This window comes from Petrotoga sp. 8T1HF07.NaAc.6.1, from assembly GCF_016772115.1.
In the GTDB taxonomy this organism is placed as follows: Bacteria; Thermotogota; Thermotogae; order Petrotogales; family Petrotogaceae; genus Petrotoga; species Petrotoga mobilis.
Genome location: NZ_AUPG01000001.1, coordinates 245440 through 259268, shown reverse-complemented (window position 1 = coordinate 259268; position 13829 = coordinate 245440). Strand labels below are relative to the sequence as shown.

Here is a 13829-nt window from a genome sequence, read left to right as displayed (position 1 = left end):
TCCAAAGAAAACTCGACGACCATAATATATTACATGAAGTTCATCCTTTTATGCCCCCACTAATCACCCCCGCTTCAAAATATTTTTGGGCGAATGCATACACAATTAGTATGGGGATTATAGAAATAAGGGCACCTGCCATTAGTAAATTATATTCATTCCCATATTGCCCATTCAATAAGCTAAGAGCAACTGGCATTGTCATTTTATTTTTATCTGTCAGTACTATAAGCGGCCACAGATAATCATTCCACGCTCCCATAAAGGTAATAACAGTTAGGGTAGCTAATATAGGTTTAGATAGAGGAATTATAATATTAAAAAAAATTCTCCATTGTGAAGCTCCGTCCATGACAGCTGCATCTATAAAATCATCAGGTATCTTTTTTATATGTTGACGTAACATAAAAATACCAAATATATTATAAAAAGATGGTAATACTATTCCTATATATGAATTCAACAAACCAAAATTTTTCAATATTAGATAATTAGGTATAAGAGTTACACTTCCCGGAATCATCATTGTTCCAAGGAAAATCCCAAAAAGTGCTTCTCTTCCTTTAAAAGGGATTTTAGCAAATACATAGGCTGCTAAACTTGCAGAGAATACACTAATAAAAGTAATAGAGACAGAGACAATTACAGAATTTAAAAAGGCTTTTCCAAAAGGAAATATTTCAAATAATTTAACAAAAGATTCGAAGGAGGGTTCCTTTGGGAGCCATTCTATTGGAATTGTCATAAGGGCTCCTTTATCCTTTAAGGAAGTACTGACCATCCAGAAAAATGGTAAAATCATAAATATTGAAAGGAAAAACATAACCAAGTAATATAATATTTTGTTAAATATCTTCTTACGATTCATAATGTACCCACCTTTTTTGTAGCTTCCATTGAATTATGGTCACTAATAAAATAAATATGAATAAGATCCAAGAATAAGCTGAGGCATAACCCATTTCATAGTAATCAAATGCATATGTATAAATTCTTTCCATCAAAACCTGAGTTGCTCCATAAGGCCCACCTTTTGTCATAATCATAACTTGTGGAAATAGTTGAAATGAGTTTATTAAAGTTAAAATCAAAACAAAGAAAATAGAAGAGGATAAAAGGGGAAAAGTTATATTTTTAAATTTTTCTATTTTCGTTGCCCCATCAATTTCTGCTGCTTCATAATATACTGGGTCAATATTTTGAAGCCCTGCAAGAAAGATTAAGCTGAAAAACCCTAAATCTTTCCATAGACTTGCTAATACTATAGCAGGCATAGCCCAAATAGGGTCGTATAACCAATTAGGCCCTTGAATTCCAAAATAACCAATCAAAGCATTAACTGGCCCATAATACGGACTTAAAAACCATTTCCAAACCATTGCTGCTGCTACCCAAGAGGTGAGAACAGGGATAAAAAAAATTGTTCTAAACACAACATTTAGTTTACTTTTTATATTTAGCAGCAAAGCAACCCCTATAGATAAAAATATTATTGAAGGTACATACAATGCTATATAATATAAAGTATTTTTCAAAACCCTCCAAAATTCCTGACTTTGTACAATGTTTATGAAATTTTGGAAGCCTATAAAATTAAATTCAGTTAAAATGTCCCAATCTGTAAAACTAAGTAAAAAAGAAAAAGAAATAGAAAAAACGGAAAATATACTAAATGCAATAAGAGTCGGCAGCAGAAAAATAAATATTGTTAGATTTCTTTTATGATTTCCCTTAGAACTCATTTTTTTACTCCTTTCTCAATTAAGTCGTTTCCCCATCTACATTCAAAGCAAAAGAGGAAAATATTTGATATAACATAAAAATAGTCAAACCTTGATATAAAACATCTCCTCTTGAATTACTTGATACACACCACCCAACATCCATGCTTTTGGTCCTAAGTTATCAACATCGTAAATCACCCTTTCACCTAAATTTCCGAAGGCATTTTTTCTTGCATAGTTTACAGAGTTATCTAAAAAATAATCTGAAAACTCTAAGGCTTCTCCGCCTATCAAAACGTATTCAGGAGTAAAAATATTGATTAAATTTTTTATGGCTGTTCCTATTAATGTTGAATATTCGTTGAAAACCTCGTGTGATACTTGAGGATCTTCTTTTATAGCTAATCTGATAAATTCAACTTCTGATAACTCCGTATTTTTAAACGTTTTATAATATTCTTTGAGAAGCGTGTTTTCACTTTTTGTGTAGATCTTATTAACCAAAGATTCAAACCCGGCTTCTGCTTCTAAGCATCCATAGCTGCCACAACTACATTTATTTCCATTCTCTTTTATAGTCATGTGTCCAATTTCTCCGGCGCCGCCGTTTCCAGTGTAAAGATTTCCATTTACAATAAGTGAACCCCCTATGCCTACCCCAAGAGTCATAACTAACGCATGTTTATATTTTTTTAATTTCCCTTTCCATAAGTGAGCAAGTGTGAAAGAATCAACATCGTTTATTATGTAAACAGGTACCTTTAAGATATTTTTTAAGATTTTGCCAAGTTCAACGTTTTTCCAATTTAAAATGAAAGAATCTAGAACAACACCTTTTGTTGAATCGATTGTACCTGAAACAGCTACAGAAGCTCCGACTAAATGATTTTTGTTTTTTTGTTCAACGTATTCTTTAATTAGGCAGGAAATTTTATGGGGGTCAAACTCTTCTCCAAACTCTTTTCGTTCTTGAGATAAGATATTTCCAGTTAGATCAGTTATAATTAGTTGAAGATATCCCAAACCTATCTTTGCTCCTAAAATGTTTCCGAAATCTGGATTAATGCATAATAGAATGGGTTTTCTTCCTCCGGTCGAATTGCTTTCCCCAATTACCCGGATCAAACCTTTCTTTAGTAAATCAGAGGTAATCTTTGTGACTGTTCCACCACTCAAACTTGTTTTTCTTGCTAGTGTGGCTCTGTCGATCTTTTTTTCTAAAAAGATTTCCTTTAATATGGTTTTCTCATTTATATCCCTAATTAATTCTCTGCTACCTACTAAAGCCAATTTTTCTCCTCTTTTCTATAAATTTTAGAATGATTTTATTATCTTACTTTCTTTACTATCGAAAGTAAGTTTATGAAAATTATAAACCTCTTTACAAAGATAGTCAAGTTTAAATACAGCAGATTATGAGCAATTAGGAGAGATTAGAACTAATTAAGAGCGTTTATCTTGCTTTTTCTTATAAATAGAAAATAGGCACTCATATAGAGTGCCTTAATATAATAGTGTAAATCTCACATTTCTATTAATTTTTCTTCTTTTAATCTTTGCAGATAATGTTCGACTTCTGCCTTTAAATCTTCCTCAATTCCCAACTCTGCTTTTGCTATTAAAATAGCTTCTTCTTTTGAAAATCCTAGTTCAAATACGTTCAAAAATACATCTAAGAAATCTCTAAAGTTAGGTACTTTTTCTCTAATTTGGTTCATCCATTTTATATCTTCGATATTGTACCACGAATCAGAAATTGGCCCAATATTTTTTCTTATCTTTCTTTTTTGTGAAGGGATCAAATTAAAGTCAATTTTTTCCTTAAAAAATTCAATTAATTCTTCTTCAACGTCTCCATATTTAGAGAGTTGCTGTAGTTTTAGGTACGTCATATAATTTACATAATTGGTGATGAGTTTGCTTTGAACATTGGCTAGCTTGAAATGATTGTTTATAATTTTGCCTTTTACTTGTGCCGAAACTTCTTGACTCATATTGTCTAGATCGTAGATAGTTTTTAAAACAGCTTTTCCTATCCAGTCAAGGGTATTTTTTGAACAATTATCAACCGTGTCGTCGCTTGAATGGTAATACCTATCCGGCCAATTTGTTAATGAGACAGCCGGTATTCCCAAGTTTGGATCTGAAAACATGTAATGGTCCGAACCTCCTGAATATCTTTCGAAAGATAATCTAAAAGCAGGATATTCTAAGTTCACGTAAAGAAGTTCTCCTAAAAAAGATGGTATTGCCCAAGGGGAAGGAGTTAATTTAAGAGTTGATCCTGTTTTAAATTGATCTTCCCCAACCATATCTAAGTTTATAACATAAGCGTTTTTTGGAAATTCTGTTGTTAAATAAGCAGCTGTACCGTACATCTCTGCTACCCAAAGACCAATAATTTTTCTGTTTAAGTGATTTTGGAATTTTTCTAATACTCTCATTACTTCTGACAGTAGTGCAGAGCCGCTTGCATTGTCGTTAGCTCCCGGTTTTGGATGACACAGATGAGCAGTTAAAATAATAGCTGGTTGGTCGGTATCTTTACCTATATTTTCTTGTAAGACTTCTAGGGTATTTGTTCCTTGATCTGCATCCAAAAAGGCTTCTATGTAAACTTTTTCTTTTTTAAGCTTTTCCCTTAATTCTTGAAATTGATCGTAAGATAATGCGTAACCATAGGCGTACTTATTTTTAAAACTTGGGAAAGAAGTATAATTAATGGTATCAGGTAAAAGATTCGGAGTTCTTCCTATAGATTTATCCTGAGCTTTCATATGGTAACTGAGGACACATCTTGCGTTGAATTTTTCTATAGCATAGTGGTAGACTAGGGTGGGATTACCGTCAGCCAATACCGCATTTCCCGGTTCAAAATTTTTGTAGTCTTCCTCTGTTTCTCCCTTTCCTACATCGAAGACTTCCAGTTTCTCTACTCCATCAGTTTTATCTGATAAGAATATTGCCGAGATAGGTGTTAGAGAAAGATCAGAGACGATGTATTTTCCATTTTGATATTTTAAAAAGCCTCCGTTTAGATTCCAACTTGGAGGACTTTGCCATGTGTTGTAAGTTTTATCCATAGGGAAGGTAAGCAAAGTTGAATTTTTCAAATAATTTTGAATTATCCCTCTCGCCTTGGAATATTCTAAGCTACCTTTTGCTCTGTGAAAACCAGAGATTTTTCTAATTAATTCCAAGGCATTTCTCGAAGAAAATTCGTAAAATATATCTTTTAAGTCTATCATTTCGTTCCCCCCCCGTTTTCAAAGAATGTCTTTTTCTTCTATAAGGTCACTGCAGGCTTGTTCGGGAGAAACATGGTTTATATGAAAGCCTGTACCCCATTCAAAACCAGCAACATTAGTTAATCTAGGTAATATTTCTATATGCCAGTGGTAATATAGTTCCAGTCCGTCTATAAACGGTGAAGTGTGTATGAATAGATTAAATGGTGGATCGTCAAGTTTCTTATCAAACCTTTTGGTTATAATCGAAAGGGTTTTTGCTAAATCTTCAACTAATGCCGGATTGTTTTCTAAGGACCCAAAGTCATGTGAATGCTTGAGTGGAAGTATCCATGTTTCGTATGGAAATCTGGAGGCGTAAGGTTCTATAACAATGAACTCATCCGTTTTGAAAACGACCCTTTGTTTGTCCTTTAACTCTTGGTTTATTATGTCACAATAAACACATCTTTCTCGAAAGTCATAATAAGATTTGGAGCCTTCTATTTCTGATTTAATAGTGATGGGAACGATTGGAGTGGCGATGAGTTGAGAGTGTGGATGTGAAAGGGAAGCGCCAGCTTCTTCTCCCTTGTTTTTGAATATTTGAATGTATTTTATGTTTTTGTCTTTTCTTATTGTTTGAAACCTTTGTATGTAAGCCCATATTATTTCTTTTATTTGATCCATTGGCATATCAGCTAATTTCGCGTTGTGTTGTGGTGTTTCTATAAGGACTTCATGGTATCCATAGCCAGACATTTGGTCATATATCCCGATACCCTGTTTTTTCAATTCGTTTTCAGAGTCGAGCGCTGGAAATTTATTCGGAACAACCCGAACCCACCATCCCGGGGAGTTTGGAGTGGAGTTAGCGTCTCTAAAGGCTATTATTTCTTCCGGTGTACTGTATTCATTTCCATAATCGAAAGGACAGAAGGAGTTTTCTATTTTTTGCTGTTGCTTTTTGAAATCCATGGGCCTTTTCGATCTTTCGGAAGATATTATAACCCATCTTTTTATTATAGGATCTTTTCTCAATTCCATCATTCTAATAACCTCGTTTTTTGTCAAGGGCGATTTTGTATAATTCGATGTATTTCTTGGCTGTTTTTTCGTAAGAGAAATCTTCTTTCATACAGTTTTCAAAAATATTCGTCCAGTCATCATTCCTTTTTTGATGAAAGTACACAGCATTCATTAAAGTGTATAATAAATTCGCTTCTTGGTATTCATAAAATCCGAATCCTGTTCCTTTTTTATCTTTGGGGTTGTATTCCGAAACCGTATCCTTCAATCCCCCTGTGTATCTTACAACGGGAACGGTGCCGTATCTCATCGAGTACATTTGGCCTAATCCGCATGGTTCATACTTAGATGGCATCAAAAAGATATCAGATCCGGCGTATATCTTTTGAGCTAGATCGACATCGAAGGTTATGTTGATGGAGACTTTTTTAGGATAAAGTTTTGTCAAGGTAGCAAAATATTCTTCGTACTTTTTATCTCCTGTTCCTAATAAAACAAATTGAATATCAGTGAGTAACAAAAGGTCTATTATTTTTGAAATTAAATCGATTCCTTTTTGCTCAAAGAGCCTACCAATAAAAGAGATTAGCGTTATATTTTCATCCTTAACGAGCCCTAAGTATTCCTGTAAACTTGTTTTATTTTTTAATTTGTCTTTGTATGATTCAATAGGATAAAAGATATGTGGATCCTTTAATGGGTCATAAATGCTGTAATCAATGCCGTTTAATACACCAAACAAATCTTCAGATCGAACCTTCAATATACCTTCTAGTCCGTATCCGTATTCTTCGGTCTGTATTTCTTTTGCATAAGTGGGACTCACTGTATTTATTATATTACTGAACAAAATTCCACCTTTCAATATATTTACTTTTCCATAATACTCCAGAGCGTTTATGTTGAATAGGTAATTAGGTAATCCAGCCTGATTTAATACCTCAGGGTTAAAAAGCCCTTGATAACCTATATTGTGAATAGTTAATATTGTGGCTATCTTTTTTAAAATGTTGTCTTGTAAATAAACGGTTTTTAGATATACAGGTATAAGAGAAGTGTGCCAGTCATTTGCGTTAATAACGTTTGTGTCGGGTTCACATTCTTTTGTGGTTTTTAAAACAGCATCACAAAAGTAAGAAGTCTTCAAAAAGATATTTTCTTCATCATATATGTTTTTTGAATCATAGAGGGTATCTGTTTTTATGAAATAAATTACTACAGAGGAACCTTCTAAATAACTTTTATAAACACTGAAAGGAGATTTATGTGTATGAGAATCAGGTATTAAGCCTGTTTTTACAACCTCAAATTTAGAAATATCATAATTATTTTCTATGTTTTTATGAAAAGGCATCACAACGTATATATCTTCTCCTGCATTTTTAATATATTTTGGTAAGGCTCCAGCTACGTCTGCCAAGCCCCCTGCTTTAGCAAATGGAGAGACTTCGTAGGATACGTAAGCTATTTTCATAATATGTATCGCCTCCTAGTGAGTAATTCTGTCTTTTCTTTAAAGATTCTAAAAACTTGTTTTAGCGCCCCTTCGCCCCGCTCCCCGCCCATAAGGAAAGGTGGAGTAGGGCTTTGCCCTTTCACCCCGCTCCCCACCCGTAAGGAAAGGTAGAGAGGGCTTCGCCCTTTCACCCCGCTTTTTACCTGTCTTTGTCTCCATTTTCTTCGTATATACCTTCATACTCTATATTTTCTTCGTCCAATATATCAGAAATGAGGTCGATATTTTTAATACCTAATTTGAGACTGATCATTCTCTTTTCGTCACTTATTTTGGCGGTCATTAGAGAGAGAAGGTTGATTTTTCGATTCGCAAATATGCTCAAGAGTTTGCCGAGTTCACCAGGAACGTCATTTATCTTTATTAAAGCTCGTGTTCCTGTTTCATCAATAGCTGAGATGGTTTTAAAGGCTTTTAAAACTTCAAAAAGTCCAAAGATTCCTACAGGGCGCATTTCATTGTTAACAACGGGTAAAACTCTAGCTCTGTTTTCTAACATCAAAACTAGAGCATCTTCTAATAAGTCAGTGTCAAATAAAAAAGAGTCGGTAGGATCTAATATTTCTATTAATTTCGTATCTAAGCCATAAGAAGAAAATGTAGTTGTTATATCGTTGAAAGTAATGAGGTTGTACAGAGTCCCATCTCGTCTCACAACGACCAAATTTTCTTCTTCACTGCTTATTTTATCAAAGGCTTTTTGCAAGGTTTCGGTATATTCAATTGCTTGAAAAGTATCATTTTGCCATAATTTTACATACATCATATAACCCCCAATATAATCTGTAAGACTAAAAACAATAATTATAAATTATTCATAAGGTATGCGAAAACTTGGGTATCTTTAATTAAATTGTCAATTTTCACGTATTCGTTAGGTTGATGTGCTGTTCCATCAATTGTTGACCAAACAGCAGCAGGAAACCCTGCCCCACGGACTATCGCTGCACAGGTACCTCCACCTATTCCACCAACTTCAGCTTCTATATTTCTAAGGTCCCTTATACTTTCTTTCAACATTTCTACACAGGGATGGTCTTTTGGTGTGGGTTTTGTTGATTTTTCAATATGTTCCCCTTCAATTATTATTTTGACATTCCATTTATTTTCGTATTCTTTTGACAGGTTTTTAAGGTTGTTTATTATTTGTTCAACGTCATAATTTGGAAGAATTCTTCCATCGAAATATATGATATCAGTGCCGGGAATGGTGTTTATGTTTTCAACATTTGATACTTTCTTTGTCGGTTCAAAAGAAGAGTAAGGATAATTAAAGAGGTCGTCTTGTAGGTTATAAGTTTCGTGGAAATATTTATCCGCTGCAATTGCAAAATCCATACCAGCTCTATGGGCGTTAATGGAGATATTGGGCATAGATGCATGGCCTTGTTTTCCAATAGTTGTTATTTTTAACCACATAATCGATTTTTCCGCAACTTCGATGAAACTTCCATCAGATTCTCCTGCATCTGGTACGTAGAACCAATCCCCTTCTTTAAATAATCCTTGTTTTAATAAGTATTTTATTCCAAATTCTGAACCCGTTTCTTCATCTGAAACCAAAGCTAAGGCAATGTTGTTTTTTGGCCTCACTTTTAAATCCATGATGCTTTTCACGGCATATAATGTTGATATTAAAGAGGCTCCATTGTCTTCGCTTCCCCTTCCAAAAATCTTTCCGTCTTTTACTACCGGTTGAAAAGGATCTGTTTCCCACAATTTGATATCTCCAGCAGGTACCTTGTCCATATGCGTTACAAACCAAATAGTTCTTTGTGGATTTTGACCTTTATAGGTTGCAACAATGTTTGGCCTGTATCCGTATTCAACAGCATCGTCTGGAGCGTCGTATCTTTTGATTTCATCGAAATTCCATCCTCTAATCAAAGATTCCAGCCATTCTGCAGCTTCCTTTTCTCCAGGTCCTCCCGCACGTGGGTTGACAGAGTCAATTGATATGAACTTTTTTGAACTTTCAATAATTTCTTCTTTTAATTCTTCTACTTTTTTAATTATACTTTCCTTCATGTAATTAGACCCCCTTATATGTATTTGTAATTCAAAACCATTTTTTCTTTTTGAATATAATTATCATAATCACAGCTATAGTCGCCATGATACCTAAGATTAGGAAATAGCCAAATTTCCAATGCAGTTCTGGCATATTCTCAAAATTCATGCCGTATATTCCCGCTATAAAAGTTAGTGGGATGAAAATAGTTGATATTATGGTGAGTATTCTCATTATTTCATTTAAACGGTTGCTCACTATCGACAAGTAAATCTCTGTTAAGTTATTTAAATTCTCTCTCAATAAATCGATAGATTCGTTTATCCGTATGGTATGATCGTAGAGGTCGATAAAGTATACCTCATTATTTTCATTTACGAATCCCTTTTCTTTTTTTTGTATTTGAAAGAGTATGTCTTTTAAAGGGAATACAAATCTTCGGAACCTTAATATTTCCTGCTTGATTTTCTTTATTTTTATAAAATGCTCTTCTTCAATCTCTTCTGTGATTTTTTCATCAATTTCTTCCGTATGTGAAATATAGTTATTTAATTTTGATAAGTAACTATCAACTACTATATCCATTAAAGAGAAGGTTAAGTAACCTACGTCTTTTTTCCTTATATCTCCTGCGTTTGCCTTGAGCTGTGTTTTTAACAAATTTGTGGCAAAATTCTTTTCCTCTGAGAAACTAATCATTATGTTTCCTTTTATAATTATACTGAGTTGTCTAAATTCTAGCTTTTCGTTTGAATCGGAGATTAATTTTATGACTAAAAATGTGTAAGAATCATAGAACTCGATCTTAGTTCTTTGATTGACATTAATTATATCCTCTAAGGTTAACTTGTGAATATCAAAGATTTCGCCGATGGCTTTTAATTGATTTGAATCAGAGACGTTTTCAAAGTCGATCCAGTGAATTTGGTTTTTATCTAGGGTTTTTATAAGGTCAAGATCGACATTTTCAAATATGTCATAAGAGTGTTGATCATAAGAAAAAACGTTGATAATTGCGTTTGATGGTTCTAATTTTCCTGTGTAAATAAGCTCACCTGGAGGTTTCCCAACTTTGCTTAAATTTTTTCGTTTAGCTGAATTCATAATAATTTCCCTCTTTCAAAAGTTGTGAGATCAATCTCTCTTCAAACTTGGGATCGTATTCAAAAGTTATGGGATCTTGTAATGTTTTGATACTTATTATGTGTCCCCTTTTTGGATTCCCAAAGTCGGATAATAGATAAAGATAGAATAAAATTTGAAATTGATAATCGTTGATTTTTTTTGGATCCCTCAATTCTGAGTATTTGTAATCCAAAATCTCGATATCACCGTTTTCTATGATAACTTTATCAGGAATGCCAAATAACATGTATTCTTTTTTTCCTAAATTCAATTTTTTCATGAGTCTCCATTCATTTTTTATTATTTTATTCTCATTGGGTGTGAAAGCTTTTTTCACTATATCTAATTCATCAAAACGCTGTGGTAACTCCCCATTTTTTATCATGTTTTTTATGTGACTTATGTTTTGAGCGCTTCTTAGTTTAGAGTGTAAAAAAGACCCTCTGAAGATAAGCTCTTGGTCTGAAAAAATGTCTGTTGGATCAAAATAAGTTGAAGGAGATGTAATGGTTCCACTGAGGTCTTCGATTAAATCTAATTCTTCAGTTTTTATTTCCTTGATTATGTAAGTTGGGGCTATATACTTTTTATATGAGAGATTGGTTAAGTCTTTAAGATTCTGTTGAGGTATATCTTCAAACAAAGAATTTTCTTCCTCTTGGTTTAGAGTTTCGGTAGCGTTTTCTTGTGATTGCTGAATATGATCAGATTGAATTATGTCTATCATATCTGAATTTTTTACAGTTAAGAAGAAATTATTTAAAGTATCAGCTTTCTCGTTGGACACTAAAATGGGTATCAGCAAGTCTTTCGCTCTTGTTACTCCAACGTACACTAATCTATTGGCTTCGGTTTTATCCAAAAATTCGTTGTTTTTAAACCATTTGAGAAGCCAGTGATCACTGTTTTCTACGCTCTCTTTATATACATTGTTTAAGATGTAATATCTATTTCCCTCCGCATCAGGGATCGAAAATTCTGCATTAGAACCATTTTTTGTGTTTGAGATGGAGTTGTGTAAACCAATCATTAATACAATAGGGAATTCCAAACCTTTAGATTTATGAATGGTCATTACTTTCACACTGTTAGATGTTTCATCTTCTATAGAAGCCTCTTCTTCAGAGATATTAGAGGCATTTTTCAAAAATCTGACCAATTCAGAAAAAGAATTCGCCATATTGTTGTATTCTTCGGCTTGGTTTATAAGTTTTTTTATATTGGATATTGAAACTTCAGGATCGTTTGTTAAAGCGAGTTTAGAGAAGTAATTGTTGTCGTTTATTATACCTTTCAGTATAGAAGATGGAGTTAAATAATATTTGAGTTCCTTGTACTTTTTAAGCACTTTATAACTTTCTACTACATCTTCAGGGAATTCGTTTTGTATGTTTTCAAAGGTTTCAAAAAAACTTCCTTGCCTTTTTTCTACTAATTTGGAAAGATCTTGAAAGCTCATACCTACTAGAAGTGACATCATATACCTTACAAACTGGTAGTCGTTGAATGGATTTTGAATTGAGTTGAGGGCAGCGAAAATAGCTTGAATTTCTGGTCTATTGTAAAAAGATTTGCTGCCGAATATATAAAAGGGTATATTATATTTAAAAAAGGTTGTTCTAAGTATTTTCTCTGTATTTTTTAATTCTTTTGAAAGGATAGCGATATCTTTTGGTTCGATTTTTCTTCTTTCATAATATACTTTATCGTTTTTTCTTACTTTGAAATCCATTTCTTGTCCTAACAATTTTTTTATCACTTTTGCCAACGTCTCTATTTCAATAGCAAGACGAATTTCTTGGTTGTTTAATCCATTTTCCTCTGTAGGTTCAATTATTATGTATTTAACTCTTTTAGCATCATCTTCACTCAATGTAGGGATCTTTTCAGTCTCTTGGGGTGGGATTTCGGGTTCTGATATATCCTCTTCTTGGAAGGATAGATTTTCTAAAAGTTTGGGATCGATATCTGGCATCTGTAAATTATCTCTTTTAAATAAAGAAGCTTCTGAAAGGTGATTTGCGAAATTTATGATTTGTTGATGGGATCTTCTGTTTTTGGTTAATTTTCCTAAAAGAACTTCTTCATCGGAGTTTTCAGCTTCTGTTAAAGAACGAGAAAATACAGACACATCCGCTCCTCTGAAACGATAGATAGATTGTTTTCTATCTCCTACGTAAAAAAAGTAATTATCTTCGGTATGGAGTTTGTCAAAGATTTCTTTTTGAAGATAATTAGTATCTTGAAATTCATCTACTATAATATATTTAAATTTATTTTGATACTTTTTAAGAAGATCGGGGTTATTTTCGAATTCTTCTACAACTTTTTCTAAAACCGCTTTGAAATCGTATAAAAAATTATCGATGGTTAATCCCAAATAGAATTCACTAGCAATAAGAGAAATAATTTTTACAAGCCATAAAAAGTTCTTGTAAAGCTTGGAGAGTTCTTTATCTGCTAATTCTAAATCACTTGTTAATAAGACTCTTGACATTTCAATGCGCCAGTTGGAAACAATATCTTGAATTATTTTTTCAAACTTGTCCAGTCCTATTTCAGAAAGTATATTTTTAAAGGTTTCTTTAAATTTTGTTTTTTCTCTATTCAAAGTTTCAATATACTTTTCTATTTTTTCCTTTCTTTTTATGGACAAGAAATTGAGCCAATCTATCTCTTTATCTTGATATAGTTCTAAGGCGACCCTTAAAGCAGAATAAACCGATCTTTCAACTTCTCGATCTCTTTGAAAATCGCTTATTATATTAAAATTTGGGTCCACTCCCATGGAAATGTTGTTTTCTCTTATTATTCTTGAACAAAAGCTGTCTATAGTTTTGATCCAGGAGCGTGATAAATTAATTTTTACTTCGTTCCAATATTGATACCATTCTAATTTGCTGGTGCCATATGGAGGTTTTTTATCCAATTTGTTGGGAACCTCTTCCATAATTCTATTCTTCATTTCAGAGGCAGCTTTATTTGTAAAGGTCACCGTAAGAATGTTATCAACTATGTCAGCATTTGGAAAATTCTTTTCTAATATTTTTATAAAATATTGTGTAAGAAGATAAGTTTTGCCAGTTCCTGCTGATGCTGAGATGAAGAAATTCCTATTTGGATCATCTATCTCTTTGTAAACATCAACTTTTTTTACAGTCATTTAGTATCTTGTCCTTTCAAATTTTGAACCAATT

Annotated in this window: 10 protein-coding genes; all 10 read right to left on the bottom strand. The window is 33.0% G+C overall.

Translation table 11 applies throughout. The features are described 5' to 3' along the window. Positions 1 to 40 precede the first annotated feature (40 nt). Positions 41 to 868 (bottom strand): carbohydrate ABC transporter permease, encoded by an 828-nt coding sequence (locus tag NAAC61_RS01225; RefSeq protein WP_202694992.1) that lies wholly within the window; start codon positions 866 to 868, stop codon positions 41 to 43. After that, positions 858 to 1742 (bottom strand): carbohydrate ABC transporter permease, encoded by an 885-nt coding sequence (locus tag NAAC61_RS01220; RefSeq protein WP_202694991.1) that lies wholly within the window; start codon positions 1740 to 1742, stop codon positions 858 to 860. Before NAAC61_RS01220 ends, NAAC61_RS01225 begins: the two co-directional genes overlap by 11 nt. An 84-nt stretch (positions 1743 to 1826) precedes the next feature. After that, entirely contained in the window at positions 1827 to 3014 is a 1188-nt protein-coding gene (locus tag NAAC61_RS01215) for an ROK family protein (protein WP_202694990.1), read from the bottom strand. A 233-nt stretch (positions 3015 to 3247) separates the two neighbouring features. Beyond that, the gene (locus NAAC61_RS01210) at positions 3248 to 4972 is read right to left on the bottom strand and encodes a DUF4910 domain-containing protein (RefSeq protein WP_103066013.1); all 1725 of its coding nucleotides are present in this window, start codon (positions 4970 to 4972) and stop codon (positions 3248 to 3250) included. Positions 4973 to 4990: 18 nt separating this feature from the next. Beyond that, positions 4991 to 6001 (bottom strand): galactose-1-phosphate uridylyltransferase, encoded by a 1011-nt coding sequence (gene galT, locus NAAC61_RS01205; RefSeq protein WP_103066012.1) that lies wholly within the window; start codon positions 5999 to 6001, stop codon positions 4991 to 4993. A gap of 1 nt (position 6002) precedes the next feature. Then, on the bottom strand, positions 6003 to 7454 hold the full coding sequence (locus NAAC61_RS01200; protein ID WP_202694989.1) for a glycogen synthase: 1452 nt from the start codon (positions 7452 to 7454) through the stop codon (positions 6003 to 6005). 181 nt (positions 7455 to 7635) lie between these two features. Further along, positions 7636 to 8259 (bottom strand): CBS domain-containing protein, encoded by a 624-nt coding sequence (locus NAAC61_RS01195; RefSeq protein WP_012208924.1) that lies wholly within the window; start codon positions 8257 to 8259, stop codon positions 7636 to 7638. A gap of 41 nt (positions 8260 to 8300) precedes the next feature. Then, positions 8301 to 9524, bottom strand: coding sequence for a M20 family metallo-hydrolase (locus NAAC61_RS01190; protein WP_202694988.1), 1224 nt, complete (start codon positions 9522 to 9524; stop codon positions 8301 to 8303). Positions 9525 to 9555: 31 nt separating this feature from the next. Next, positions 9556 to 10611, bottom strand: coding sequence for a magnesium/cobalt transporter CorA (gene corA, locus NAAC61_RS01185; protein ID WP_202694987.1), 1056 nt, complete (start codon positions 10609 to 10611; stop codon positions 9556 to 9558). Beyond that, positions 10598 to 13795 (bottom strand): UvrD-helicase domain-containing protein, encoded by a 3198-nt coding sequence (locus NAAC61_RS01180; RefSeq protein WP_202694986.1) that lies wholly within the window; start codon positions 13793 to 13795, stop codon positions 10598 to 10600. Before NAAC61_RS01180 ends, corA begins: the two co-directional genes overlap by 14 nt. Positions 13796 to 13829 lie beyond the last annotated feature (34 nt).